General features: G+C 61.1%; 25 protein-coding genes. 14 read left to right on the top strand and 11 right to left on the bottom strand.

Annotated elements, in window-relative coordinates:
• Positions 1–164: 164 nt before the first annotated feature.
• Together BUS06_RS19590 and BUS06_RS19585 are read right to left on the bottom strand one after the other, a co-directional pair.
• Complete coding sequence (locus BUS06_RS19590; RefSeq protein WP_074265754.1) at positions 165–512, bottom strand: hypothetical protein; 348 nt, start codon at positions 510–512, stop codon at positions 165–167.
• Positions 513–525: 13 nt separating this feature from the next.
• Positions 526–894 (bottom strand): hypothetical protein, encoded by a 369-nt coding sequence (locus tag BUS06_RS19585; RefSeq protein WP_074265753.1) that lies wholly within the window; start codon positions 892–894, stop codon positions 526–528.
• Between the two features lie 313 nt (positions 895–1207).
• On the opposite strand from BUS06_RS19585, the gene BUS06_RS19580 reads away from it, so the two are divergent.
• The 3 genes from BUS06_RS19580 to BUS06_RS19570 all read left to right on the top strand — a co-directional run bounded on the left by BUS06_RS19580 (position 1208) and on the right by BUS06_RS19570 (position 4477).
• A complete protein-coding gene (locus tag BUS06_RS19580) occupies positions 1208–1714 on the top strand; it encodes a cupin domain-containing protein (protein ID WP_074265752.1) in 507 nt (168 codons plus the stop codon).
• Positions 1715–1918: 204 nt separating this feature from the next.
• Positions 1919–2386, top strand: coding sequence for a GNAT family N-acetyltransferase (locus BUS06_RS19575; protein ID WP_143787559.1), 468 nt, complete (start codon positions 1919–1921; stop codon positions 2384–2386).
• A 30-nt stretch (positions 2387–2416) separates the two neighbouring features.
• Complete coding sequence (locus tag BUS06_RS19570; RefSeq protein ID WP_074265750.1) at positions 2417–4477, top strand: M3 family metallopeptidase; 2061 nt, start codon at positions 2417–2419, stop codon at positions 4475–4477.
• A gap of 58 nt (positions 4478–4535) precedes the next feature.
• Here BUS06_RS19570 and BUS06_RS19565 read toward each other — a convergent pair whose 3' ends face one another.
• The gene (locus BUS06_RS19565; RefSeq protein ID WP_074265749.1) at positions 4536–5270 is read right to left on the bottom strand and encodes an SDR family oxidoreductase; all 735 of its coding nucleotides are present in this window, start codon (positions 5268–5270) and stop codon (positions 4536–4538) included.
• Positions 5271–5344: 74 nt separating this feature from the next.
• Here BUS06_RS19565 and BUS06_RS19560 point away from each other — a divergent pair, with 74 nt between their 5' ends.
• Positions 5345–6013 (top strand): TetR/AcrR family transcriptional regulator, encoded by a 669-nt coding sequence (locus BUS06_RS19560; protein ID WP_074265748.1) that lies wholly within the window; start codon positions 5345–5347, stop codon positions 6011–6013.
• 544 nt (positions 6014–6557) lie between these two features.
• Positions 6558–8786, top strand: coding sequence for an NADP-dependent isocitrate dehydrogenase (locus BUS06_RS19555; RefSeq protein WP_074265747.1), 2229 nt, complete (start codon positions 6558–6560; stop codon positions 8784–8786).
• Positions 8787–8990: 204 nt separating this feature from the next.
• Here the strand turns inward: BUS06_RS19555 and BUS06_RS19550 are convergent, their stop codons facing one another.
• The gene (locus BUS06_RS19550) at positions 8991–9218 is read right to left on the bottom strand and encodes a hypothetical protein (protein WP_074265746.1); all 228 of its coding nucleotides are present in this window, start codon (positions 9216–9218) and stop codon (positions 8991–8993) included.
• A 502-nt stretch (positions 9219–9720) separates the two neighbouring features.
• On the opposite strand from BUS06_RS19550, the gene BUS06_RS19545 reads away from it, so the two are divergent.
• The gene (locus BUS06_RS19545) at positions 9721–10104 is read left to right on the top strand and encodes a hypothetical protein (protein WP_074265745.1); all 384 of its coding nucleotides are present in this window, start codon (positions 9721–9723) and stop codon (positions 10102–10104) included.
• 90 nt (positions 10105–10194) lie between these two features.
• Here BUS06_RS19545 and BUS06_RS19540 read toward each other — a convergent pair whose 3' ends face one another.
• Positions 10195–11418 carry a lanthionine synthetase C family protein gene (locus tag BUS06_RS19540; protein ID WP_074265744.1) on the bottom strand — a complete coding sequence of 408 codons (1224 nt, stop codon included), beginning with the start codon at positions 11416–11418 and terminating at the stop codon, positions 10195–10197.
• A gap of 271 nt (positions 11419–11689) precedes the next feature.
• Between BUS06_RS19540 and BUS06_RS19535 the strand changes: the two genes are divergently transcribed.
• The 4 genes from BUS06_RS19535 (at position 11690) to BUS06_RS19520 (ending at position 17597) form a co-directional block, all read left to right on the top strand.
• Entirely contained in the window at positions 11690–12337 is a 648-nt protein-coding gene (locus tag BUS06_RS19535; protein ID WP_074265743.1) for a glutathione S-transferase family protein, read from the top strand.
• Positions 12338–12492: 155 nt separating this feature from the next.
• Complete coding sequence (locus tag BUS06_RS19530; protein WP_083611481.1) at positions 12493–14721, top strand: prolyl oligopeptidase family serine peptidase; 2229 nt, start codon at positions 12493–12495, stop codon at positions 14719–14721.
• A gap of 86 nt (positions 14722–14807) precedes the next feature.
• Entirely contained in the window at positions 14808–16994 is a 2187-nt protein-coding gene (locus tag BUS06_RS19525; RefSeq protein WP_083611480.1) for a prolyl oligopeptidase family serine peptidase, read from the top strand.
• Positions 16995–17078: 84 nt separating this feature from the next.
• Positions 17079–17597 (top strand): SRPBCC domain-containing protein, encoded by a 519-nt coding sequence (locus BUS06_RS19520; protein ID WP_167379401.1) that lies wholly within the window; start codon positions 17079–17081, stop codon positions 17595–17597.
• Positions 17598–17704: 107 nt separating this feature from the next.
• On the opposite strand, the gene mctP is transcribed toward BUS06_RS19520, so the two are convergent.
• Entirely contained in the window at positions 17705–19186 is a 1482-nt protein-coding gene (gene mctP, locus BUS06_RS19515; protein WP_074265742.1) for a monocarboxylate uptake permease MctP, read from the bottom strand.
• Entirely contained in the window at positions 19183–19380 is a 198-nt protein-coding gene (locus BUS06_RS19510; protein WP_074265741.1) for a DUF3311 domain-containing protein, read from the bottom strand. The genes mctP and BUS06_RS19510 overlap by 4 nt, the downstream gene beginning before the upstream one ends.
• 529 nt (positions 19381–19909) lie before the next feature.
• Between BUS06_RS19510 and BUS06_RS19505 the strand changes: the two genes are divergently transcribed.
• The 4 genes from BUS06_RS19505 to BUS06_RS19490 all read left to right on the top strand — a co-directional run bounded on the left by BUS06_RS19505 (position 19910) and on the right by BUS06_RS19490 (position 23126).
• On the top strand, positions 19910–20236 hold the full coding sequence (locus BUS06_RS19505) for a hypothetical protein (RefSeq protein WP_083611478.1): 327 nt from the start codon (positions 19910–19912) through the stop codon (positions 20234–20236).
• Positions 20237–20498: 262 nt separating this feature from the next.
• Positions 20499–21335: a glycosyltransferase family 9 protein gene (locus BUS06_RS19500; protein ID WP_254368918.1), complete on the top strand. Its 837-nt coding sequence runs from the start codon at positions 20499–20501 to the stop codon at positions 21333–21335.
• A 109-nt stretch (positions 21336–21444) separates the two neighbouring features.
• Positions 21445–22794: a hypothetical protein gene (locus BUS06_RS19495; protein ID WP_143787558.1), complete on the top strand. Its 1350-nt coding sequence runs from the start codon at positions 21445–21447 to the stop codon at positions 22792–22794.
• Positions 22791–23126: a YbjQ family protein gene (locus BUS06_RS19490; RefSeq protein ID WP_074265738.1), complete on the top strand. Its 336-nt coding sequence runs from the start codon at positions 22791–22793 to the stop codon at positions 23124–23126. Before BUS06_RS19495 ends, BUS06_RS19490 begins: the two co-directional genes overlap by 4 nt.
• A gap of 41 nt (positions 23127–23167) precedes the next feature.
• Here the strand turns inward: BUS06_RS19490 and BUS06_RS19485 are convergent, their stop codons facing one another.
• From BUS06_RS19485 to BUS06_RS19470, 4 genes are all read right to left on the bottom strand, one after another.
• Entirely contained in the window at positions 23168–24550 is a 1383-nt protein-coding gene (locus BUS06_RS19485; RefSeq protein WP_254368879.1) for a VWA domain-containing protein, read from the bottom strand.
• A 15-nt stretch (positions 24551–24565) separates the two neighbouring features.
• Entirely contained in the window at positions 24566–25222 is a 657-nt protein-coding gene (locus tag BUS06_RS19480; protein WP_074265737.1) for a TadE/TadG family type IV pilus assembly protein, read from the bottom strand.
• A complete protein-coding gene (locus BUS06_RS19475; RefSeq protein ID WP_074265736.1) occupies positions 25222–25686 on the bottom strand; it encodes a TadE/TadG family type IV pilus assembly protein in 465 nt (154 codons plus the stop codon). The genes BUS06_RS19480 and BUS06_RS19475 overlap by 1 nt, the downstream gene beginning before the upstream one ends.
• A gap of 109 nt (positions 25687–25795) precedes the next feature.
• Positions 25796–26779 (bottom strand): type II secretion system F family protein, encoded by a 984-nt coding sequence (locus tag BUS06_RS19470; protein WP_074265735.1) that lies wholly within the window; start codon positions 26777–26779, stop codon positions 25796–25798.
• Positions 26780–26785 lie beyond the last annotated feature (6 nt).

The raw sequence follows: 26785 nt of genomic DNA, 5'->3' as shown, positions 1-26785 counted from the left end.
GCCTCCGCGTGCTTGCGATACGTAATGAAGCCCGGTGTTAAGTGGGCGTTCGCGGTTGAACAGGAATTGCGCGACTTACGGGACTTGCGAGACTTAGCGAAATTGCGGGAACTGCACGAACGACGGGAATTACGTGGGTTGCTACGACTGTGGGTAGTAGGGCGTTATTTGGCCAGGGCGAGATCGAGTTGCTTTTCGATGTTGCCGAGGTACGCGTGCGATGCATCCGACACAACCATGTGCGGGACCGGCGCGATGCTCTTGCGGTCCGGTATGCGGATTTTCTTTTTCCGCTGCTGCGAGAGTTTGGGCTGCGGATCGTCTTCGTCGTCGCTGTTCGGCGGCAGCATCGCCAGGGTCGGCAACGGCGGATAGACCTTGTCTGATGCGGCGGGTGCGCCTGGCATGACGAGCGCGCTTGCAGCGGCGGGTGGCGCTGCGCTGGCGGGCTGGCCCGCAAACGCGGATGTCGCCAGCAGCAGACTCGTTGCCATTACGGATAGGCGATACATAAACCCAGCTTCCTTATGGCGTTGGCTTGATCGACACGCTGTACGGCTGGTTCGCGCCTGCCGTCAGGTTGTCGAGATTCAGTTTCACCGCATGTTGCGCGGGCACGCCTCGCCAGATGGCCTGGTTGAGGTACGGCAGGTCCTGCCCGAGCGCGGTCACGAGAATCGTCGTCGGCTGTTTCTGTGCCGCCGCCAGCGTGCCCACTTTGGCGAGCACGGCGGTCAGTTGCGGATCGCGAGCGCCGAGCGCATCCGGCGGGATCGTGAAACTCATGATATCGGTCGAGACAGGCGCCTTCTCTGGCTGCGTAGCGGTAACCGGGGGCACTTGCGCGCATCCGGCCAAAGCGAGAAGGGCCACGAAAATCAGTAGCGGCTTCACAAGATGCTCCCTCAAGTGGCATTGACGCTATAAACGCGTTTTCGGCAGCCTGGGCGGTGAACTTGATATGCAATTCGCAAACGTTTGGCAAAAAAGAAAACGTGACTCAATAATGAGGGCCAGGCGTGCGTCTACGGCTTCGCAGTGCGCGTCCGGAAGTGAAGTTGCCCTGCCTGTTAAACAGGCAGGAAAGCTGCTTTTTGTCGGATGAAAGGCGATGGGCGCGGAATAATAAAATCAGACAAGACCCGTCGCTCCGGACGTCATGACGACGGAGCGTAACGGTCCGATCCATCCTTGGAGCGAAAAAGATATGAGCGGTAAGGTCAAGGAGCTTGCAGCACAGCTCATCAGAAACTTCAACGATGCCGAACTGGGTGCGGAGGTTCGGCCGCCACTGTATGAAACGCTGTGTACGCGTCTCGCAATGGGTACGGCGGCGCAGAAACTCGGTGCGTCGATCGATATCGTGGCGCCGGGCAAACGCTCGTGTCCCTATCATTTTCATTACGCGCAGGAGGAGATGTTTGTGATTCTCGAGGGCGAGGGCACGCTACGGGTGGCAGGAGAAATGTTGCCGATCCGCGGTGGCGATGTCATTTTCATTCCGCCGGGTCCTCAGTACCCGCATCAGATCATCAACTCGTCTGCTGCACCTTTGAAATACCTTTCGATCAGCACGCGCGACGATCCGGAAGTAGTCGAGTATCCCGACTCCGGCAAGTACCAGGCAATAGTGCGCGGCGCGGGAGCGAGCCGCGCGTTCGTCGGCATTCAACGCAAGGAAAATTCGCTCGATTACTGGGACTCCGAGCCCTGAGCCCTGAGCCCTGAGCCCTGAGCGTGGAGCGTGGAGCGAACTGAACGCGCAGCGAGCGAGTTGGAGCAGTTAGAGCGCAAGCAGGATTATGCGAGCGCACCGCGGTATTTTGGAGGCAGCGACGCGCCCCGAAGATTGCAGATAGAATGCGGCCTCCGCGCGATCCAGGCGGTTGATCTCGATCTTGCGCGAAGGAGTGCGGTTGTGAATCCCAGCCATACCGTCAGAAAAGCACGGCCTACCGATCTCCCGATGGTCTACAAGGGTGAGCTGAACTACATCCAGACGATCGAACCCGAGCACGAGCAGCGTTGGAAAGATGCGATGCATTCGCATCTGCGGCAGTGGACCGGTGCGCTCGAGCGCATGTCCGTCGTCGAGCAGGATGGCGTGCCGGTTGGATACTGCTTCTGGGAGATCATCGACGATGCGGCGTGTCTCGCATCGATCCACGTGGTGCCCGAATTGCGGCAACGCGGACTGGGCCGGCTGCTCCTCGATCACTACATGAACGACGCGCGCACGCAGGGCTTTGCGAAACTGACGTTGAGCGTGTTCCGCGGTAATCCGGCCCAGTTTCTGTACGAGTCGGCCGGATTTCAATGCGTAAGGAAAGGCGAGGAGTACGTGGACTACGTCTATCCGGATGTCACGGCGTCAACCGAGGACTAGAATAGGGACCCCGCGTTAAGGAAACCATCCATGTCCCTCTCGCAAGAAGCCAATCCTCTACTCGAAGAATGGCAAACACCGTACGGCTTACCTCCGTTCGATCGCATTCTCCCTGAGCATTTTCCCGCCGCCTTCGACGCCGCGATGCTTCAGCACAAGCGCGAAATCGAAGCCATTGCCACGGCCGCGCAGGCCCCCACCTTTGAGAACACCGTAGCCGCGCTCGACGCGTGCGGCCAATTGCTACTCCGCGTCGAACTGGTGTTCGACAATCTCTCGTCGAGCGAAACCTCGCCCGCGTTGCAGGCCATCGAGCTTGAGTATTCGCCGCGTCTGGCGGTGCATGCAAGCGCGATTTACCAGAACGAAGGTTTGTTCACGCGACTGCACGCTCTTTACGAGCGGCGCAGCAGTCTCGGCTTGTCGACCGAGCAGCAGCGCTTGCTCGAACGCTTTCATCTGGACTTCGAGCGCGCAGGCGCCACGCTCGGCAAAGACGACAAGGCCCGCTTCGCTGCGATTGCCGAAGAACTGGCGACGCTCACCACGCAATTTTCCCAGAACGTGCTCGCCGATGAGTCGTCGTTCGCCTTGACAGTCGCAGGCGACGACCTCGCTGGCTTGCCATCGTTCGTGCTTGCCGCCGCATCGCAGGCGGCGCGTGAGCGCGGGTTGCCCGAGGGCGCTCACGTCATCACGCTGTCGCCTTCGCTTGCCGAGCCGTTCCTGACGTTTTCCGAGCGCCGTGATCTGCGCGAACAGGTCTGGCATGCACGTCGCCAACGCGGTGCCTATGCGGGCGATCACGATAACCGCCCGTTGACCGCGAAGATCGTTGCGCTGCGGCAGGAGCAGGCCGCGCTGCTCGGTTACGCGACGTTTGCCGACTACAAGCTGGCCGATCGCATGGCGCCTTCGGTGGCGGCTGTCGATGAACTGCTGCAGCGTGCGTGGAAGCCTGCTATCGCCAAGGCGCAGCATGATCGCGAACAACTGACGGCGCTGGCTACTGAACTGGGGCAGCCGACGCCGATTGCCGCGTGGGACTGGCGTTATCTGTCCGAGAAGGTGCGGCAGAAAAGCTTTGCCATCGACGATGCCCAGGTCAAGCCGTATTTCTCGCTCGATGCAATGCAGGCTGCGATGTTCGATTGCGCGTCGCGGCTCTTTGGCGTGCGCTTCCAGGAACGCCACGGCATCCCGCTCTATCATCCCGATGTCCGCCTGTGGGAAGTGACGGACTCCGAAGGAAAGATGATCGGCGTGTTCATCGGCGACAACTTCGCGCGGCAGACCAGGCGAAGCGGCGCGTGGATGAGCATCCTGCGCTCCCAGTCGGGCCGCAACGGCGGTACGCTGCCGATCGTGCTGAACAACAACAACTTCGCGAAGGGCTCGCCGACGCTGCTCGGCTTCGACGACATCCGCACGCTGTTCCACGAGTTCGGACACGGCCTGCATGGGCTGCTGTCGAACGTGCAGTATGAGCGGCTCGCGGGCACGCGAGTACTCGCGGACTTCGTGGAACTGCCGTCGCAACTGTTCGAGAACTGGGCCCAGGAGCGCGAGGTGCTATTGCGTCACGCCCGGCACGTTGAAACCGGTGAACCAATTCCGGCGGAACTGCTTGAGCGCCTGCAGGCCGCAAGCCGCTTCAACCAGGCCTTCACGACCGTGCAGTATGTTGGCCCGGCGTTGATGGACATGGCCTTGCATGCGCGAACCGATACCACGCCGGTGGATATCACGCAGTTCGAAGCGGAGCAGGCTGAAAAGATCGGCATTCCTGAAGATATCGGCATGCGTCACTATCTGCCGCATTTCAAGCACCTGTTTTCCGGGGACCAGTACGCGGCGGGCTACTACGTCTATATGTGGGCCGAGGTGCTCGAGGCCGACGGCTACGCGGCGTTCGAAGAGACGGGCGATCCGTTCGATCGCGCGACTGCGGAGCGTTTGCTGAAGTGGATCTACAGCGTGGGCAATTCGATCGATCCGGGTACAGCGTTCAGGACGTTCCGTGGGCGCGAGCCAGCGGTCGAGCCGATGCTGCAAAAGCGTGGTCTGCTCGACGCGGCTGTGCCGGGTTGATCTGTCGAGTGGCGAGCCCTTCGCCACTCACTCGTTTACTCAACTCACCACTCACGACTCACCACGGGTTCGCCCCGCTCGAATTGAAGAACCCGCCGGTGGGTCCGTCTTCCGCCAGCAAGGCAAGACGAATCGCTTCGGCCGCTCCCTGTTCGATGGTTTGATAGCCGCGATGCTGATTGAGATCGGTCGCGGTAAAGCCAGGATCCGCTGAATTTACCTTGATCGGCGTGTCGCGCAGTTCGGCGGCGAGTTGCACTGTGAGCATGTTCAGCGCGGCCTTGGAGGCGTTGTAGCCCAGAAACTTGACGCTCGCAAACTCCCAGGCGGGATCGCCATTCAACGTGATCGAACCCAGCCCGCTGGACACGTTGACGATGCGCCCGGCTTCCGACTTTCGCACAAGCGGTAGCATGGCCTGCGTAACCGCAAGCGTGCCGAAGAAGTTGGTCTCGAAGACGCGCCGTACGGTATCGATATCCGCTTTGGTCGGCGGACCGTCGCCTGCAACGGCGATGCCCGCATTGTTCACAAGCACGTCGAGCTTGCCGGCATGCTTTTCGATCCACGCGGCCGCGTCCCGCAGAGTCTCGGGACGGCCGAGATCGAGTTCGATGAATTGCACATCCAAACCCTCTTCCTTCAACTGCGCAGCGGCTGCGCCGCCGAGTTTGGCGTTGCGTGCGCCGAGCAGCACGCGAATGCCTTTGCGCGCCAGCGTCCCCACGATTTCCAGTCCGATTCCCTTGTTGGCGCCTGTGACCAGCGCGATTTGTGACGATGAACTTTGCATTGCAATCCGTCCGTACTTGAAGAATGGTTTAGGATTCCAGTTTATGAAGGATTCTTCAGCTTTACCATTCGCATATGGATAGCAAGCACGCCCGGGCGCTCACGCCAAGAAAGACGCCACGTCAGGCCCGTTCAACGGTCACCGTCGACGCGGTATTCGAAGCCACCATTCAGGTTTTGCTGAGCGAGGGCGCGCAGCGTCTGACCACCACCCGCGTGGCGGAGCGGGCCGGCGTCTCGGTGGGCACGCTGTACCAGTACTACCCGAACAAGCAGGCGCTTCTCTATGCGGTGATGCAGCGTCACCTTGAACACGTCGCCGCAGCCGTCGAGCAGGCCTGCGAGCGGCATCATCACGTACCGCTCGGTACGATGGTGCAGGGGCTCGTGCATGCATTCGTCGCGGCCAAGACGGCTCGCGTGGACGAAGCCCGGGCGCTGTACCTCGTGGCCGCCGAGCTGAACGCCGCCGAACTGGTGCTAGAGATCTCCGGACGGACGCGGCGCGCGACCTCGGCGATGCTGGCAACGGCGACCGACGCCTCGTTCGAGGATCTGCCGACCGTGACCTTTATGGTCAACAGCGCCATGGTCGGGTCGACCCGTGCGGTGCTCGAGGGCCGCGCGCCGCCGAAAATGCTTCGGGTGCTGCGCGAACAGCTGATCACGCTATGCGAGGCTTATCTGAAGCGCGTGGCGCTGCCCGTGACGGCGCGAGGCGAGAAAGCGCGCAAGACTGCGTGAAAGGACAGGGTGAACAGCTCGTTTCCGATGAAAAGAGCGCGTCGTCAGCCTCGCCTGCCGAAATTTGGCGTGGTCAAATTGCGTCCCCATTGGCTGTTTGTACTTTTTGTTGTACGGCGTGCGCCTGATTGTTGGCGTGACGAGCAAGGATGTGTTTCCCCGCTTTGACGAAGCGTTGCCATTTCGGGCCCGCTGGCCCCGCGAAGCGCCCGCGCCTTGCGGGTAGCGAAAGCAAGGCCGGCAGCGCGGAAAGCGTTGCCACACGGTGCTTTCGCCCGCCTGACAAGGCAGATCGCAGGCGCAGCGAGTGACTCCCGAATCCACCGGATCAGCACGGCCGAGGCAGCCCGAAAGCCGACCATTATGTCAAGGTCTGGAAGCGTATTCTGGTAAACACGCCTATACTCACGGGCGCGCCCTAAAAGTAGTCCGTGGGCCGCGTCGGAGTCCGGTGCGCATTCGTCTGCAGTTCCCGACGGTGTAATCCAGCTGGCTCAGCGCGACCGACGCTCTGTTTATCAATTCACCAAGCACCACCTCAGATATGTCTACATCGCCGAAGATCATCTACACCCTTACCGACGAAGCGCCGGCTCTGGCGACCTACTCGCTGCTGCCGATTGTGAAGGCTTTCACGCGCTCATCGAACGTCGCTGTGGAAACACGCGACATCTCGCTGGCCGGCCGCATCATCGCCGTGTTCCCGGACTATCTGACTGCGGAACAGAAAGGGTCCGACGATCTCGCCGAACTCGGCGCGCTGACCACCCGTCCCGAAGCGAACATCATCAAGCTGCCGAACATCAGCGCTTCGGTGCCGCAACTGAAGGCCGCGATCGCCGAACTGCGCGATCAGGGCTACAAGCTGCCGTCCTATCCGGATGTCGCGACGACCGACGAAGAGAAAGACGTCAAGGCCCGCTACGACAAGATCAAGGGCTCGGCCGTGAACCCGGTGCTGCGCGAAGGCAATTCGGATCGCCGGGCGCCGTTGTCGGTCAAGAACTACGCCCGCAAGCATCCGCACAAGATGGGTGCATGGAGCGCGGACTCGAAGTCGCACGTCGCGCACATGAACAACGGCGATTTCTACGGCAGCGAAAAATCCGCGTTGATCGGCGCAGCCGGCAACGTGAAGATCGAACTGACTGCCGCTGATGGCAGCAAGACGGTTCTGAAAGAAAAGACCGCGGTGAAGGCTGGCGAAATCATCGATGCTTCGGTACTGAGCAAGAAAGCGCTGAGCAGCTTCATCGAAGCGCAGATCGCCGACGCGAAGGCCAACAACGTGCTGTTCTCGGTGCACCTGAAGGCCACCATGATGAAGGTCTCGGACCCGATCATCTTCGGCATCGTGGTCTCGGTGTTCTACAAGGACGTGCTGGCCAAACACGCGGATGCGCTGGCGAAGGTCGGCTTCAATCCGAACAACGGTATCGGCGACCTGTACGCGCGCCTGAAGGATCTGCCGGAGCAAACGCGGGACGCGATCGAAGCCGACATCAAGGCGCAATACGAACAACGTCCGCATCTGGCGATGGTTAACTCGGACAAGGGCATCACGAGCCTGCATGTACCGAGCGACGTGATCGTCGACGCGTCGATGCCTGCCATGATCCGCGAGTCGGGCAAGATGTGGGGGGCCGATGGCGCGCTGCACGACGCCAAGGCAGTGATTCCGGACCGTTGCTATGCCGACGTGTATCAGGCTGTGATCGAAGACTGCAAGAAGCATGGCGCGTTCGATCCGGTCACGATGGGCAGCGTGCCCAACGTCGGCCTGATGGCGCAAGCGGCGGAAGAATACGGCTCACACGACAAGACATTCCAGATCAAGGCGAACGGTGTGGTCCGCGTGACCGACGAAGCCGGCACTGTCCTGCTCGAGCAGAAGGTTGAGGAAGGCGACATCTTCCGCATGTGTCAGACCAAGGACGCGCCGATCCAGGATTGGGTCAAGCTGGCGGTGAACCGCGCCCGCGCGAGCAACACGCCAGCCGTGTTCTGGCTGGACGCAGCCCGCGCGCACGATGCGCAGATCATCAAGAAGGTCGAAACGTACCTGAAGGACCACGACACGAGCGGTCTGGATATCCGTATCCTGACGCCGGTCGAAGCCACGAAGTTCTCGATCGACCGCATTCGTGCCGGCAAGGACACGATCTCGGTCACCGGCAACGTGCTGCGTGACTACCTGACCGACCTGTTCCCGATCATGGAGCTGGGCACGAGCGCGAAGATGCTGTCGATCGTGCCGCTGATGGAAGGTGGCGGCCTGTTCGAAACGGGCGCTGGCGGTTCGGCGCCGAAGCACGTGCAGCAGCTCGTCGAAGAAGGCTTCCTGCGTTGGGACTCGCTCGGCGAATTCCTGGCGCTCGCCGCTTCGCTCGAACATCTGAGCAACGCGTATCACAACCCGAAGGCGCAGGTTCTGGCGAAGACGCTCGACCAGGCTACCGGCAAGTTCCTCGACAACGACAAGTCGCCGGCGCGCAAGGTTGGCGGTATCGACAACCGCGGCAGCCACTTCTACCTGGCCTTGTATTGGGCCGAGGCGCTGGCTGCGCAAACGGAAGACGCTCAGTTGCAGGCTCAGTTCGCTGGTGTGGCGAAAGAACTGGCTGCGAACGAAGCGAAGATCGTTGAGGAACTGGCTGCAGTGCAAGGCAAGCCGGCAGACATCGGCGGTTACTATCGTCCGAATACCGACCTGACGAGCAAGGCCATGCGTCCGAGCGCGACGCTCAACGCGATCGTGGATGCGGTTGCGTAAGGTTCGGCTTCGGTTGAAGCTGGCTGGACGTTAGAGCTGGAGGCAGTAGAAAGGAAATGGCGCCCTCGGGCGCCATTTTCGTTGTGGCGGGGCGTGCCTCGCCGTGATCTGTTCAACTGTCGTAGGCGGCCCCACCTAAGCGGTCCCACCTAGGCGGCCCTACCTAGGCGGCCCTATCTAGGCGGCCCTATCTAGGCGGCCCCATCAAACGTGAACGATTTCCCAGTCGCCGATCTTCTCCGGTATCTCGAGCATCGAAGTATCAGCCTCGGAGAGATGCGGACAGCACACACCATTGGCGAGGTCGTCGGCGGCCTGCTGAGGGCTGGCAAATGCGCCAAGCGTCTCGTTGCCGAACGAAGCTTCCCAGCCGTCCTTGCCGGGCAAAATGTAGAACGATCCTTCCGTCGAACCAAAGCGAAAGCCTTTCATTTTTCGTCTCCCGATCATCGTAAAAAAATGCATTTGCCTGGCTGACCTGCGTGCGGGACGCGGGCCGATCCTGGGATGGTCTTCGCGGGTCGGCTACCGTGGCCCGCTAAAACCAGTCGTCCAGAACGCCGGCTCATGTAAAAGAGTCTACGTGAGCGAGTCGCCAGGACAGCACGGATAGTGAGATCGGCATATAAAAAATTATCTATAAAAAACAATAACTTATTGTATTTGTTCCGGATTGTGGAATGTGGGACGGCATTGCGAAACGGCTGGTTTGTGCCATGCACCACGATTTTTTGTAGTGCAATGGATCGTTCCACATCGTGAAATTTCCCGATATTTGGTCGTTCGGTGCGGCGCTTCGGGATGGACCGTTAAGGGAGCGCTTCCTCCTTCGTCCCGTCCTGACCGGCGGAGGAAGCAACAACGCCCCGGCAAATGCGTTGGGAATACCCGTTCGGGCATAATGCGCCGATGTTGATGACCTGGTGAAGCTGACATGCTTTATGACCAATCGTGGATGGGTTACGGCATCGTCGGCGGTATGGAAGCGGGAGCGATTGCGGCGGTGATCGGATTCTTTGTGCTGCTGCTGCTGCACTGGCTGACGCGCAAGCAACCGTGGAGCCATGGCCGCGTGCTCGCCGTGGCTTATCTGCTGTCCGTGCTGCCCAGTTCCAGCGGCGATTTGTGGAACATGTTCTATTTCAACTACGCTGACCTCCAGTCGCCGGCTCTGATGCGCGCGTCCCTTGCCGGGATTCACGATCCGGACGGCATCGGCACACGCGTGCTATGCGAGTTCCTGGGTGTGGCGGTGGGAGTATCGTTGGCTTGGGCTTTGATGTTTTGGCGTGATCGTGCGCGCGCCGGCAGCGCATGACATCGCTTCATGCGATAGGTAGATAACCCGGTCGTTCAGCGGAAAACCCGTATGCCGCCTGACGCACGGGCATCTGCCTGAGCGAGGGCTTTACGTGGCGCTGCTGTAGAAAACGTCCAGCGTCGGAAACGCGGCCTGCCCGCGCAGGCAGTCCCACAGGTAGATCGCGAATCCCGGGTCTCCGGTCCAAAGCGAATAGCGCAATTGTCCGTAAGCCGCTTCATCAGCCTCAGTCTGCGCAATGCCATGCATCGCAAATGCCCTCGCGCGCTGGAGCCATTTGACGTCGCCGGTACGCTGGTAGAGCACCAGAAACGCATAACCATTGCCGCCCGTCCCGTGACACAGGTTAGAGCCCTTCGCTAGCGGCCCCGCAGCCCATGTCGCCTCCCCACCCGCAAGCAGCATCGAATCCAGTTCACGGCTCGGCAACTGCGCGAGGCAGACAATGAAACCAGGTGCGCCATGGCACAGCTGCATGAGCCAGCGCGGCGTGCGGCCTTCCGGTAGCGTGAGAAACGCGCGCCAGTTTGCGTGGTTGTCCTCGAGTGTCGCGGTGCGTTGCACGGTATTGACGATGCGTTGTTCCCATTCGCTCCAGCTGGCAGCGTCGAGCAGATGGCGACCGCGAATCAGCGGCAACGCAGTTCCCACGAAACCATGCACGCCGTCGAGATAAGTCGTCTGCGAGCCATACATGTCCTGCGTCCAGTAGTGGCAGCCATGTTCCTCCGACCACTTCAGTTCGCTCGCAAGTTGCGCAGCGGTCTTGCGAAACAGCTCGGCCCAGCGTTCGTCCTGAGTGTGCTCATGAAGGAACGACGCGGCGAGCAGCGTGCCCGGCGAACCCCACATGAGTTCGCGGGTGGGATTGTCGAGATTGCCATTGATCAGATCGGCAAGCTGCCCGGCCAGCGCTTCGCTCGGCGTGCGTCCGTATTCGAGCATCAGCCACGGCGTTTCGCCCATCATCCACGAAGCGAAGAATGTGCACTCTTCCTTTTCGAGCCACCGCCGATTCAACGTGCGCAGCGTTGCCGTATGCGCCAACGGATCGCGCTGAAGCTTGACCGCGCCAACCGCTTCAAGATAGCCAAGTGCCCAAACGACTCCACACGCGCCGTGATAAAGCGGCGTTAGCGGCGCGCGTGGATTATCTTCATCGCTGCCGTCGCGAGGGTGGGCTGGCCACAGTCCGTCCTCGTTAATCTGAGTTTCCGTTTGGCTGACGATCCGGGCGATGCAATCTCTCACCCGTGTTTCATCCCATTCGATTGCTTGCAGAGGCTCGTGACGGCTCGGATCGAAAAGCATGCATACCTCGCTAGAAATAGAAAAGAGGGTGGCGTCGCGCGGGCATCAGCGGATGTCATGCGCGGCGAATCGATGGGCGCGTCGAACGTGTGTTGAACGTCGAATCCGCTTGCGCAACGACTGACGCTGTCCGATCATTTAGCCCTCGCCGCCCTGACCGATGCCGATGATGCCTCAGGACGCGCACGTTGTCGAAAGGCGCCAGATTCCGCATCATTTACGCGGTGTGCATCGATGCGTTCAACATGAATTAACTCGGAGGAGGGAAGGCATGACCTACGCGCTTTATTATTCGCCCGGCGCGGCGAGCATGGCGGTTCACTGGATGCTGCTCGAGGCGGGCATTCCCTTCGAGGCCCGGCTGATCAATATCGACGAGGGCGCGCAACACGACCCCGAGTATCGGCGTCTCAATCCAGCAGGCCGCGTGCCGACGCTCATCGTCGACGGTGTGCCGCGCCACGAATCCGCCGCCTTGCTGATGTTGCTCGCCGAGCGTCATCCGGATGCCGGTCTTGCGCCGGCGCCCGGCTCACCTGATCGCGCCGAGTGGTTCGAGCTGATGGTATTCATGGCCAATACCGTGCTCCCCGCCATGCGTGACTGGTTTTACGCCGACGAGGACGGCGACCCCGCTGGTGCCGAAGCAGTGCAGGCGCTCGCGCAGCGCCGTATCGAACAGTCCTGGGAGCGGCTCGACGCGCTGGTCGCCGACGGTCGCAACTGGCTGGTGGGTGGAAAGCTCAGTACAGCAGATTTTCTTGCGGTGATGCTGATGCGCTGGTCGCGCAATCTGCCGTGCAAGGCTACGAACTGGCCGTACCTGGTGCCCTATATCCAGCGCTTGCGCGCGCTGCCGTCGTTTATCGAGCTGAACACGAGAGAGGGCTTGAGCAACTGGAGCAATCCGGCGAGCTAGCGCGAACCAGGGACGCGTCTATCAGTCGACGCGGATTCCAGAACCACGAGAGACAGCAGCAGCGCCGAGGTTAGAACCCCGCCTTTATGATTCCACTAGTCGAAGGGTTACGAGTCGCGGTAATCTTGCCGCGCCTCGTTCCTTTGGAAGCGTAAATGACAGCAACGAAGAGTTTGACACTGACAAAGAATTTGATACCAACAAAGTCTGTTCTTGCCTTAACGCTCGCAGTCGCGTTTGTCTCCTCCGCCGCCTGTTCGCCTGCATGGGCGGCCGACGGCCCGCCTGTCGCCCCGGTACGTCCCGTCACCGATACCTACTTCGGCACACCAGTAGTGGACAACTACCGCTACATGGAAAACCTGAAAGACCCTCAGGTCCAGCACTGGATGAAAGCGCAGGCCACCTACACGCGCAAGGTCCTCGATGCGATTCCCGGCCGTGCTGCGCTGGCGAAGCGCATCCTTGCACTCGGTGGAAAGGATCTGCGCCGCGATGCATTTACACGCCGTGGCGAGCGGCTCTTTTACGAAGTGATGGACCCAGGCGCCAACCTCCCCAAACTCGCGTATCGCGATGGCATCAACGGCGAGGAACACGTTCTGGTCGACCCGGCGAAGCTCGCGAAAGATCGCGCGCATCACTACGCGCTCGACTGGTTCTCGCCGTCGTGGGATGGGCGTTACGTGGCCTATGGCGTTTCCGAAGGTGGCTCGGAAGAGAGCGTGCTGCACATCGTTGATCTGAGCACCGGGACGCAGCTCGCCGAGAGCATCGACCGTACTTCCGATTGCGTGGTTTCCTGGCGCGACGACAACCGCTCGTTCTTCTATCTGCGCTATCCGAAGATCGGCCCCGACACGCCGCCATCGCAATCCGAATATAACGCGGTGACGCGCCTTCACGTACTTGGCCAGAATACCGATGGCGAGGGCGACGTGGCGGTGTTCGGCAAGGGCGTATCCGCGAGTCTCGATGTGCCGGAAGGCCAGGCGACCTACGTGTTGCTGACGCCTGATTCGCCGTACGCGGTGGCGGTTGCCAATCACAACATGGACGACGCGCCGAACTCGTTTTACGTCGCACCGCTCGCGCAGATCAATGGCTCGCAGACCCCGTGGCAACAGATCGCCGCGCCCAGGGATGGCGTGACCGCTGTGCGGCTGCATGGCGACAAACTCTACTTCCTGTCGAACAAGGGTGCTTCCCGCTATCAGATCCTGTCGACGCCGCTCGCGCATCCGGACATCGCGCATGCAGACGTGGTGGTGCCCGAAGGCCCGAACGTGATCGACTCGTTCTATCTCGCCAGCGACGCGATGTATATCAGCGAACGTGCGGGCCCGAGCTTTCAGCTCAAGCGCGTATCGTTCGACGGCAAGGACACGCAGACGATCGGCTTACCGTTCGAGGGCAGCATCTCGAGCCTGACCACTGATCCGCGTCAGCCGGGCGTCCTGTTCGACCTGCAGGGCTGGGTCAAGGCGCCGCGCGAACTGGCCTACGATCCAGCTACCCATGCGGCTACCGACACCGGCCTGATTCCGCCAGCGAAGACCGAGTCGGACGACATCGAGGCACACGACGAGTTCGCTACCAGTTACGACGGCACGCGCATTCCGGTGTCGATCATCGCGAAGAAGGGCACGGTGCGGGACGGCTCGCATCCAACCATCGTGACGGGCTACGCCAGCTATGGCACCTCGTCGGATCCGTACTATGACCCAACCTTGCAGGCGTGGATCGAGCGCGGCGGCATCGTCGCGGTTTCCCATATGCGCGGCGGCGGCGAGTACGGCGATGCGTGGCATCGTGCCGGGCAGAAGCTCACGAAGATCAACACGCTGCTCGATTTCGTCGCCTCGGCGCAATACATGGCCGACCAGCACTACACGCAACCGAAGTTGCTTGCAGCGAACAGCGCAAGCGCAGGTGGCATCGTGATGGGCGGTGCGCTCGAGATCGACCCGGGCCTGTTCCGCGTGATTCTCGATGACGTCGGCGACTCCGACACGCTGCGCTCCGAAACCGAGCCCAACGGACCGCCGAACGTGCCAGAGTTCGGATCGACCTCGACAGAAAGCGGTTTTCACGGCCTCTATTCGATGAGCTCCTATGCTCACGTGCATGACGGCACACCCTATCCGGCGGTGTTGTTCACCACTGGCGCCAACGATCCGCGGGTGGCGTCCTGGCACATGCTGAAGATGACGGCGCGCGTGCAGGCAGCGACCAGCAGCGGGCGCCCGGTGCTGTTGCGGGTCGACTATGACGCAGGCCATGGCATCGGCTCCAGCCTGTCGCAAGAGGCCGATCAACTCGCCGACGAGTGGTCGTTCGCACTCTGGCAGATGGGCGAGCCTGGCTTTCAGCCGAAGCATTAGCACGATGATGGCGCTTTATTGACCCTCTAGTCGTCCAGCCGCAAGTCGGGGTAATCTTGCGGCGCCTCATTCTTTTGGAAGCTCGAATGAAACAGAACAAGTCTTTTCTGGCTGTAACGCTTGCTGCTACCCTGCTCGCCGCCAACGGTGCGGCGCAGGCTGCCGATGGCCCGCCGGTGGCGCCCGTGCGCCCGGTCACCGATACCTACTTCGGTACGCCGGTGGTGGACAATTACCGCTACATGGAAAACCTGAAGGACCCGGAAGTCCAAAGCTGGATGAAAGGGCAGGCAGCTTACACCCGTAAGGTGCTGGACGCGATCCCCGGTCGCGCATCGCTTGCACATAGCATCGAATCGCTGATGGGCAACGATCTGCATCGCGGCGAATTCATGCGTCGCGGTGACCGGATCTTTTATGAGGTGCTGGAGCCGGGCGCCAATCTGCCCAAGCTCGCGTATCGCGACGGCGTGAACGGCGAGGAACACGTCCTCGTCGATCCGGCGAAGCTCGCCACGGACAGCGCGCATCACTTCGCGCTCGACTGGTATTCGCCATCGTGGGACGGTCGCTATGTCGCTTACGGCATCTCCGCCGGCGGCTCGGAAAAGAGCGTACTGCACGTGATCGATCTGCAGACCGGCAACGACCTCGCCGAAGTGATCGACCGCACGAGCGATTGCGTCGTTTCCTGGCGCAAGGACAACCAGTCGTTCTTCTATCTGCGCTATCCGAAACCCGGCCCGGACACGCCGCTCTCGAAGACCGAGTACAACGCGGTGACGTACATCCACGTGCTCGGCCAGAACACCAACGGCGATGGCGACGAGGCCGTGTTCGGCCGCGGCGTCTCGCCGAAGCTCGATGTTGCCGAAGGCCAGGGGACCTATGTGTTGCTGGCGCCGGATTCGCCGTACGCGGTCGCGGTGGTGAATCACAACATGGACAACAACCCGAACATCTTCTACGTTGCGCGGCTCGATCAGATCCATGGCGCGGATACGCCCTGGAAAAAGATTGCGGACACGGATGACGGCGTAACGGATGTGCAGCTGCGCGGCGATCGCCTGTATCTGCTGAGCGAGAAGGGCGCTTCGCGCTTCCAGATTCTGTCGCTGCCGGCGGCGCATCCGGATCTCGCAACGGCCGATGTAGTCGTGCCGCAAGGCACGAACGTGATCGACGCGTTCACGCTGGGTAGCGACGCGATGTATATCGGCGAGCGGGCGGGCGGCAGCTTCGAGTTGAAGCGCGTGTCGTTCGACGGCAAGGACACGCAGTCGATCGATCTGCCTTTCGCGGGCAGGGTAGCGGGCCTGACGGCCGATCCACGTCAGCCGGGTGCGCTGTTCAACCTGCAGGGCTGGGTCAAGGCGCCGCGTGAGTACGCCTACGATCCGAAGACCAACGCGGCCACCGACACTGGCCTGATTCCGCCTTCGAAGACGGAATCGGACGATATCGAAGCGCACGATGAATTCGCCACCAGCTACGACGGTACGCGCATTCCGGTGTCGATCATCGCTCAGAAGGGCGTGAAACGCGACGGCTCGCATCCGACCATCGTGTTCGGCTACGGCAGCTATGGGTTGTCGATGGATCCGGTGTACCGTCCGCAATGGAAGGCGTGGGTCGACCACGGCGGCATCGTCGCGGTGTCGCATATGCGCGGCGGTGGCGAGTACGGCGACACGTGGCACCGTGCGGGTCAGAAGCTCTGGAAGATCAACACCATGCTCGATTTCAACGCGAGCGCGCAATACATGATCGACCAGCATTACACGCAGTCGAAATACCTGGGTGCGAACAGTGCGAGCGCCGGCGGTATCGTGATGGGCGGCGCGATGGAGATCAACCCGGCGCTGTTCCGTGTGGTGATGGACGACGTGGGGCTGTCCGACGCGTTGCGCTTCGAAACCGAGCCCAACGGGCCGCCGAACGTGCCTGAAATGGGTTCGTCGTCGGATGAGACGGGCTTCCATGGTCTCTATGCGATGAGTGCTTATGCGCATATCCATGACGGCACGCCGTACCCCGCTGTCATCTTCACGACGGGCGCCAACGATCCGCGTGTGTCCTCATGGCACATGCTGAAGATGGCGGCGCGCATGCAGGCAGCGACGAGCAGTGGCCGGCCGGTGTTGTTGCGCATCGACTTCGACGCGGGCCACGGAATGGGCTCGAGCATGTCGCAGCGTGCCAACCTGCTGGCCGATGAGTGGGCGTTCGCGCTGTGGCAGATGGGTGAGCCGGGCTTCCAGCCGAAGCACTAAGCCGGTGGGGGACTGGGCGTCGGCGGTTCGGCGTCTGGTCCCCGTTTGCGTTGTGGCGGCTCGCGTCTCGTTGAGGAATCGATCTTGAGACTAGCCAGGCGTTTTGCGCTCGCTGTACTCGGCATCGTCTGTGCGGGCGTGCTTGCGCTTCTCTTCCTGCATCACGACGGCTCGATAGAGACCGACATCTGGATCGACAGTCCGCCGCAGACGGTCTGGAAGGTGCTTGCCGCGACGGCCGATTATCCGCGCTGGAATCCGGAGATCTCGCGGCTCGACGGTGAGCTGGTTGAAGGCAAGGTGATCGAGTTTGCCGAAGGATCGGGTCAGGATGCGATGGTGTTCCGCCCGACCGTGCTGACGGTTCGTCCCGGGCAGGAATTGCGCTGGAAAGGGGCGCTGTGGGTTCCGGGGCTCTTCGATGGGGAGCACCGGTTTCAACTCGAAGCGTCGGGCAACCGTACGCACTTTATTCAGAGCGAACAGTTCACGGGGATTCTCGTAGGAAAGCTGAGTGACGATGCCTTGAAGGATACGGCTGAGAGTATGAAGGCGATGAATGCCGCCTTGAAAACGCGTGTGGAAGCGTTGAATGCGAAGTAGGCCACGCGAAAGTGGGCCGCCCAAAAAAGTCGGCAACTCGAAGAAGTCGACCGCTCGAAAACCGGACCAGCCTCGAACATCCGGGCTGATCCAGTCAAACAAGGTCGTTAAGCGCTGACGCTCGCCCGCTTGGGCGTCACCAACGACACCACAAACGTCACGACAATATTCGCTGCCAGCGCGATCAGGCCGATATACAGCGGATAGGTTGCATCACCGAGATGCAGCGCAAATACCGGCTTCAACCCCTGCGAAATCGCCATCCCGCTACCCAGCACGATTCCCACCAGCCAGCCGAGGAACAGACCGGGCGTATTCAGGCGGCGCGTGTACAGCGAAAACACGATGGCCGGGAAAATCTGCAGGATCCATACGCCGCCGAGCAGCTGCAGATCGATCGCGTACTGCGTGGGCAGGAACACGATAAACAGCAGCGCACCGAACTTCACCGCTAACGAGACGATCTTCGCAGTTGAGGCTTCCGCGCTGGACGACATGTCCGGCGACACGATCGGACGCCACAGGTTGCGCGTGAACAGGTTCGCCGCACCAATCGACATGATCGCCGCTGGCACCAGCGCGCTGATCGCAATCGCCGCGGCCGCGAAGCCGACGAACCACGACGGGAACAGCGTGCCGAACAATGTCGGCACAACGTCTGAAGCCGACTTCACATGCACGCCGGCCGCGATCGCCATATAGCCGAGCAGCGCGATCAGGCCAAGCAGCAGCGTATAGGCCGGCAGGAAAATCGCATTCTTGCGCACCGTCGCGGCGGAAGACGACGACAACACCGCCGTCATCGTATGCGGATACATGAACGCCGCCAGTGCCGAGCCCAGCGCGAGCGAGGCATACGCGGTGAACTGCGTCGGCTTGAGGATGATGCCGGTCGCACCGCCCTTGGCCTTGAAATACGTATCCGCCGCATCGAACACGTGCGCGTAGCCGCCGAGTTTCGCCGGAATCAGCCACACGGCCGCGATCACGACGATATAGATCATGATGTCCTTGACGAACGCGATCATCGCCGGCGCCCTCAGGCCGCTGGTGTAGGTGTAGAGCGCAAGGATCACGAAGGCGACGATCAGCGGCATTTCGCCGGTGACGCCCAGACCCTTGATCACCACCTGCATGCCCACCAGCTGCAGTGCGATATACGGCATGGTCGCAACAATGCCCGTCAGCGCCACCGCACCCGGGAACCACTTGCCACCGTACTCGCCCTGCACGTAATCGGCCGCGGTGATGTGATTCTTCGTATGGGCGATCTGCCAGAGCTTCGGCATCACGGCAAACACGAACGGATAGACGATGATGGTATAGGGCAATGCAAAGAAGCCATACGCACCGACCGAATACACGAGTGCCGGCACGGCGATCACCGTGTAGGCGGTGTAGAAATCGCCACCCACCAGGAACCACGAAATGATCACGCCGAACTGCCGTCCTCCAAGCCCCCACTCATGCAACTGCGTGAGGTCGCCGCGCTTCCAGCGCGCCGCGAAAAAGCCCACGACGGTGACCAGCAGGAAGAAGAAAATGAAAACGGCCATGGCGACCGGATTGACTGGAATCGCATCGCTCATTTGAGCCCCCTGTAGACAACGTAGATCAGCAGGGAGGTGAGCGGCACCCACAGGAACTGATACCAGTAGAAGAACGGGAAGCCGGCGAACGACGGATGCGTGTCGTTATAGAACGGCAGCCAGAGAAGCGCGATATACGGTATCAGCAGGATGAGCCATAGCCAGGAGCGGCCGGCCGGAGCAGTAGTTTTCAAGAGATCCCCAAGATTGTATGTAGTGGAAACGGGTATCGGTGGTTTCGCGTCAGCGCAGGACTTGTACGGCATCCGTGTCGGTGACGGTAGCGCGCATTATCTTAGAAAATGTGGCGGGATGCTCTGGGCAGGACCGCTACGCCGTGCCTAAGGGTGCCGGAGTGTATCCGCGCCGCGCCTCTACAGGCAAAATAGCCGGCGATGCGACCCGCATCGAAAGCGATGCAGGCCGGCACGTAAAAGGACATCCGACACCGGGCAATCCGGCGCCAAACCGGTCCAGGCGAACATGAAGCGCCTATGACAAAACGACACAAATATAGACGAACGATCCACAGATCGCGCGGGCCATTCCGTTTACGATCCGTGCTTACCGGCACTGCATATCGCGCTATCGCGCAGTCCTGTTAGCAATGCGTAGGGTGCTGCGCCAAACAGTCCTCGTACTGCGGCCTGGATCGACGGCGCATGTAATTAGGCATACATATAAAGCGAATTCGACGTGCTTGAAATCATTCAAGGATTGGATGTGAGTTTGAACCTGTCGTCCAATGGCCCGGCGTTCACGGCTTGCGAAACCCGGCAAGGCGTGCCGCTTGGATATGTCAGTGAAAAGCTGGCGCACGCGATCATCGATACGCATGCGGCCGGCGTGGCGCATCCTGAGGCCCGCAAGCGTCTGGCCCACGTCATGTATTCGCAAACAAAGGCGTTTCTTGCGCTGCACAACGTGCTGGCCGTCGCCGATGCACCCGGCTTGCCCGAACAACTCCTCGGGATGGAACGGCACGAACTGCACAGCTGGATCGCCGCAGTCGTGACCCATGGCGATCTGCTCGGAGCCGGCGAGGGCTGACTACCGGTACAAGTGACTCGCCGCCGGCGTAGGCTTCCGTCAAGCTTTCCGTAAACGTCCGTAATGAAACCTGTAACGCGAATAATATGCTCCGGTTCTAGACTCCTGCTGGTTCGGAAAGCGGAAATTACTGCTGTTCTGGACTGGCAAGCGTTCTCCCCATCAGTGGGCGCGTCATCCGGATTGAGCTATGTGGCCTACCGTTCAGCCAATCTCTCGCGTAGCGTTGGTTCTTTCGCCAGCAATCGGCGACTCCTTGCTGATGATGACGATCGCGCGAAATCTTCAGCAAAACGGCATCGCCGTGACCATTTTCGGCCGGCAGATCCAGTCGCTGGGCGCGTGGTTTCCCGAAGTCGAAACTCTCGATGACCTCTCGGTCGCGGACCTGACAGCAAAGCTTTCCGGGTTCGACCGGGTGATCCAGATGCACAGGAACAAGCCGTTCGTGGGCCTCGAGCAATATCACCCGCGGGTTAGTTTCCTCGATCACATCTGCCGGGTGCGGTCCTCCGAATCCATGGCCGACCGGCTGGCGAAGTTTTGCGTCGACGAGTTTGGCCTTGCGGGCGCCGACAAGAGCAACGGCATGACGCCGCCGCCAGGACTGCAACACCGGAAATACCCGCTGCGCGTGGCGATTCATCCCACCGCCAGCACCGCCGACAAATGCTGGCTACCGTCGCGCTTTATCAGACTCGCGATCCGGCTGCGCGAACTGGGCTTTAGCCCTGAATTCGTCGTAGCGCCCCAGGAGCGCGCGGACTGGCTCCATATCGAACGCCTCGGCCTCAAGCTGCCCGATCTCGGTTCGCTCGATAACGTCGCCACCTGGGTCTACGAGTCCGGCTGGTTCATCGGCAACGACTCGGGCATCGGCCATTTGGCCTCCAGCCTGCACATTCCCACCTTGTCGCTGTTCATGCGCCGCGGCATTGCGCGGACCTGGCGGCCGGACTGGGGGACAGGGCAGGTACTGATAGGCAGCACCTACCTGCCAACCGGATTCCTGAAAGAGCGGTACTGGAAATACATGTTGTCGGTCAGGCAGGTCTCCCGCGCATTCGAGCAACTGCGCGCCAGCTTAAGCTTCGCATGAAGCCCCCCACGTTTTTCAATTTGCCCGGAACCGCGTCTGGATGCGCCCCATTGGCGGCGCTCGACGTGCCGCGCGGCACACCTCTCCCGATCTGCATCTCTCCGATTTAATGACTTCAAAATGCCAGGCTGTCTTTCTCCACACCGGTTATCGAACGGCCGGAACGTGGCTGTGGTCGTGTTTTCGTAAGCTCGACACCGTCACGGCCTACTACGAACCGCTGCATGAGATGCTGGCGAGCATCGATCAGGAGAAACTGGCGACCAGTACCGCAGATAGCTGGCGTTCCGGACACCCCGCACTTGAAGCCCCTTATTTCGCGGAGTATGCGCACCTGCTGGAACCGGGCGTGAAGGGTATCCCCGGTTACGAAGCGGCTTTTTCGGTCGATCGATTCGACCGCCAGGTCCCGGAGGGCGCCGGGCGCATCGAAGCTTACGTGCGCGGATTGATGCGCGCAGCGCACGAGCAGGGCCGCGTGCCGGTGCTGAAGTTCTGCCGCTCGCTCGGCCGGCTGGAATGGTTCCGCACCACGTTTCCGGACGCCGTGCACATCGTGGTCGAGAAGAATCCGATTTCGCAATGGCAGTCCTGCTGGCACCTGTTTGCCGCGTACCGCAATCCGCACTTTGTGGCCGTGCCGTTTGCCGTGCTGGCGTTGAACCGGGATGTGCCGGTTGTCCAGCAGACCATGAGCGCGCTGGGTGTCGACTTGCCTCCGCAGCCAGATGGTGCGGTTGCGCAGACGATGGAGTCGTACCTCACGCTTTTTAAGGAGCATGTGGCGGCGATTACGCCGCTGCAGGCTTACCGCGCCTTTCTCGCGCACTGGCTGCTGACGCTAAGAGACACGGCGAAGTACGCCAATGCGATTTTCGATTGCGATCTGGCGGCACATTCCCCCGCGTATCTGGAGGGAGCGGAGCGTTGGATCGGCGAGCTCACGGGCATTCATCCATCGCTGCGAAGCGCGCGCAGGGAGGAGGCAAGCGAACGCGGCAACGGCTTCGATGCGGTCGAAGGTTTGCAGGTTCACCTCGAAGCGCTACAGGTCGCGAGAGCGCTCGCCGCCAGCGGCGGCACCGAGGCAGATACGCTGACGTTCTGGACCAGCAAGCTGGCGCAGGCCACCCAGACGATGGCATTCGGTGCGGCCGCGAACTGGCCGCAGCCGCAGGTGGGGGCAGGTCACGCGACCCGCGTGGTAGATGTGGCGCTGATCGACGGTGCGGGCATCGACGACGTGCTGCTGGGCGAACTGGCCTCGACCCGGGCCGCGTTGGCGGAAGTTAAAAGCGAGCTCACGCGCGTGCAGAATGCCCCGTTGTGGCGGCTGATAAGATATGTGCGAAAGCTGCGGGCGCCGAAAATGTTTCGCCGCGCTCGCCGTGGTGCGAGGCGTCATGTGGGCGCCTCGCCGCCCACATCCGCCCGTCACTCGTCAAAAAGAGCGCAATGATAGAACGTCACATGGTGTCGACCGCATTCGAGATTCCCGGTTACCGGGTTGAACAGTCACTGGGTATCGCGCGCGGCATCATTGTCCGTTCGCGTTCCGTGGTGGGTTCGATCGGCGCCTCGCTGCAGACAATCTTCGGCGGCAATATCTCGCTCTATACCGCTCTGTGCGAACGCGCACGGCAGGACGCCTATGAGCGCATGGTCGCGCAGGCAACGGAACTCGGTGGCAACGGCATCATCGGGATGCGCTACGACGCGACCGAGATCGCCTCCGGTGTGACGGAAGTTCTCTGCTACGGAACCGCCGTGTACGCAAGGCCGGCCGGCTAGTCAGGCGCAGCGGGCCTTGCCTGCGGTTGCACGGCTTTCACCTATTTCGCAATCCGTAGTATCTCCGAAGCGAGCTTGGAGAAGCACGGCGTCATATCCGATGGCGTCAGCGCGCTGCAGTACACGCCTACCGGCTGCTTCGGGTTGTAACAACGCGACAGAGAGTCGGTCGTGTTGGCCATGCACTTCAACACATTCTGGCCGATTTCGTTATTCGCACCTTCGGGTTGCAGAAGCTCCGAGCCGCGGCCAATCGCGTAGACATAGGTACCTTCGTTGCGGGCGACATTGGCCATTCCTTCGGCAATATTGCGTGCTGCATTGTTCACGTTCGCGTAGTTCACCGTACTGGTCACGACGCGCGGCGTATTGGTGATCACCGGAATGGTCTGGTTGTTTAACCATGACGTGTTGTGTGCGTTGTACCAGGTGGGCAGCGCCGTAATCACATTTGACGCATTGCTGCTGTAGCAGGGGGACGGCAAAGCCTGGCTTTCGATATTGTCTGCGTACAGCCCAGATGGAGGTAGCGGCGTCTTCTTATCGGGGGTGATGACAGTGCCCGCGGTCAGACCGCAAGTCTTGTTAATGGTCGGGAAAATCGAGGCAAAGCTATTCGGTGCGCCGTCCGAGAAGAACACGATAACGCGCAGACTCGATGGTTGCGTGATCACAGTGTTCAACTGATTGAGCGCATTCCAGTAGGCCTCTTCCGAATTGGTGCTGCCGGCGAAGTTGAGTGCATTGATGCTCTTGGTCATCGCCGCCATATCGAAGCCGCGGGCATTACCGTTGAACGGCTGGTCGACCACCGTGCCATAGGCGAAGTGAATCAGCGAAACACGGTCGGTGAGCGGATCGAACTGCTGCAGGAAGGTGATCGCCGCGGAACGGACTGCGGGCGGCACGGCCGAGTCGGTCGCCATCGAGCCCGTGGTGTCGATGATCAGCACGAGGTCCAGATCCTTTCTCACGGTCTGGGATGAGCTCGCAACATTCAGCAGATTGAAGCCGAACAGGTGCATGAAGCTGACCGGCAAGGTGGCTTGCGCGGCCGTGTCGATCGTAATCGTGCCCTGGTTGAAGGCCACTGAGGGCGTATTCATGGTGACGGTCGTGCCGAGATAACCCTTCGGGTAGTTGGCGGCAAAAAACGTCTGCGCTGCCGTGACGGCATTGGCCGATTGGGTCGCCTGATTGCTGCCGGTGGTGACGGCCTCGCCGGCGGCAATGGCGGCGGCATCGGTGGCGGCGTCGAGCTTGGCCTTGACCATGTAGCCCATGCCTGCATCCACGGCGAGGCCCAGGATGCCGATCAGCAGAACGATGGAAGCGGCGACGATGATGCTGACCGCACCGCGCTGTCTATATTTGCTGTTACGACTGCTGGATCTGCGTCCAGAGTAGCCGGTTGTTTTCATCATGCCCCCGCAGGCCGGTCAAAACACATTCATCGAGTACAGATTGGGATTGAGTACCGAGGTCGACACCCCGAAGCCAAAGTTGGCCGAGCCGAACACGTATTGCATCTGGTAAAAACTCTCCACCACATAGACGATCTGGCCGGCCATCAACTGGCCCGTCAGCGCGTTCGCAGTGGGCGCGGCGAGCCCCGTGCCGATCCCGCTGCAACTGCCGTCGCTGCCCCAGTTACCCGAACTGCAGTTCCACACGGCGCTGGTCGGCGCGTAGGTGCTCTGCTGGCCATTGGGTTGCCATTCGTACTGCGCCAGCACGATGTTGCGGACCGTGCAGTTGGTGCCCTGCGCGTTGCAGTTCTCGTTGTCGCCCATCACCTCGGTAATGTAGATCATGCCATGATCGACCATGTCCAGCGGCGGCGTGGTGGCAGCCAGATCGTTCATGATGGTTTCCATCGGAAACGTCAGCGAGGCCCGCAAGGCCAGGTTGGCGCCTTCGCGGCTGAGATTCACGAGGATCATGTTTGCCTGAATGTTGCGCGCCAGATCGTACGTAGGCACCGCCAGCAGCAGAAGCATCGGCAACAGGACGGCAAATTCGACGGACGCAATGCCGGACATCGCGCGCCGGCTGGTCAGGCGTTTGAAGCGACGGATTGGGCGGCTCGGTTTCATCAGAACCCCTCGTTGCGCATGGTGGCCGCGACGCTGAACGAGTACACGCCCTTGCTGAAAAACGGCGCAATCAGCGGCGTCAGCAGCGACCAGTTGCAGTTCAGTTGCAGCACGACGAGATCGCCCGGACCACCGAACATGTTCGCGCCGTAGGTGGCAGGCGTGCCGTTGACGGTGACCGAGATGGTCGGATTGACCAGCGAGTACAGCCCCATCGACGAACTTTCGATGTCCTGAATCACAGCCAGATAGCGTTGCTGGTTGGCGGTGTTGGGATCGAGATTGTCCTGACCAGTGACGGCATAGCGCGCGCCTTCGTGCACGGCGTATTGCATGGTCAGGTTGACCCAGAACATCAGACCTAGGTCGATGATCATGCAGATCACGAACAGTAGTAAAGGCGCGATGATTGCGAATTCCACCACGGTCGAGCCGGCCTGTCCCTTGCGGGAGCGTCGGGTCATTCGTCTTCTTGTCGGTCCCATCTTGTATTCCCCCGCTGCAACATCCAGTTTTGGTCCGGCTTTTTTATGGTGCTGATTTTCTTGGCGCTGACTGCGTTTCGGCTTTGTGTCATCCGCCGATTCCGCTTACAGTCGGCAACATCACGCGGTAGATCTGGATCACGGCCGGTCCGAGCAGCACGATCAGGAGCGCCGGGAAGATGAAGAACATCAGCGGAAACAGCAGCTTTAGCGCGACTTTCGCGGCGCGCTCTTCAGCAAGGTGGCGGCGCTTGGTGCGCAGCATGTCGGTGTGCACGCGCAGCGCAGCGCCGACGCTGGTGCCGAATCGCTCGGCCTGCACCAGCATTCCCACCAGTGTTTCCACATCGGCTACGCCGGTGCGCATGGCGAGATTGCGCAGCGCCTTCTCGCGGCTCGAACCGGCGCGCAGTTCCAGCAGCACGAGCGAGAATTCGTCACTCATCACCTGGCTCTTGACGTGGATCTCATCGGCAACGCGCAGCATGGCCGCGTCGACGCCAAGACCAGCTTCGACGCAGACCGTCATCAGGTCGAGCGCATCGGGCAGGTTCTCGAAGATGTCCTGCTGACGCCGGTCGATCTGCCGGCTCAGCACGACGTTTGGCAGGTAGTAGCCGAGTGTCGCCAGCAGCATCAGCAGGGCGGCGACCATGAGCAGGCTGTTCGAGATGCCGCCGGGCAGGCTGCTCAGCATCAGCAGGGCGATCAGCGGCAGGCTGAGCGCCAGAACCGTCTTGGCGGCGAAATAGACAGCCGGCGCCGAGGCGCTGCGCCAGCCGGCGTTCATGAAGCGCGTGCGCAGCACCGACTTGTCCCAGCCTTCGGTCGGCAGAGAGAGCTTCGCCACGTGCGCCGAGGCCTTGGCAATCGTCTCCTTCCATTGCGGGCGCTCATCGCCTGACGCGCCGGCAGCGACTGTGGACCGTTCGCCGAGTCCGGCGGCCCCGGCGCCGATCGCGTCCAGACGCCGCTGCAGGACATTGGGACGCGTGATAATCATCGCGCCCAGCGCTGCGCCGAAGACGATGACGAAGGTCGCGCCCAACAACATGAGCTGCATTGTGTTCATGATTTC

Origin of the sequence: Paraburkholderia phenazinium (assembly GCF_900141745.1) — a bacterium.
Classification (GTDB): Bacteria; Pseudomonadota; Gammaproteobacteria; order Burkholderiales; family Burkholderiaceae; genus Paraburkholderia; species Paraburkholderia phenazinium_B.
The sequence above is the reverse complement of the archived record's forward strand: the minus strand, read 5'-3'. Positions and strand labels throughout refer to the sequence as shown.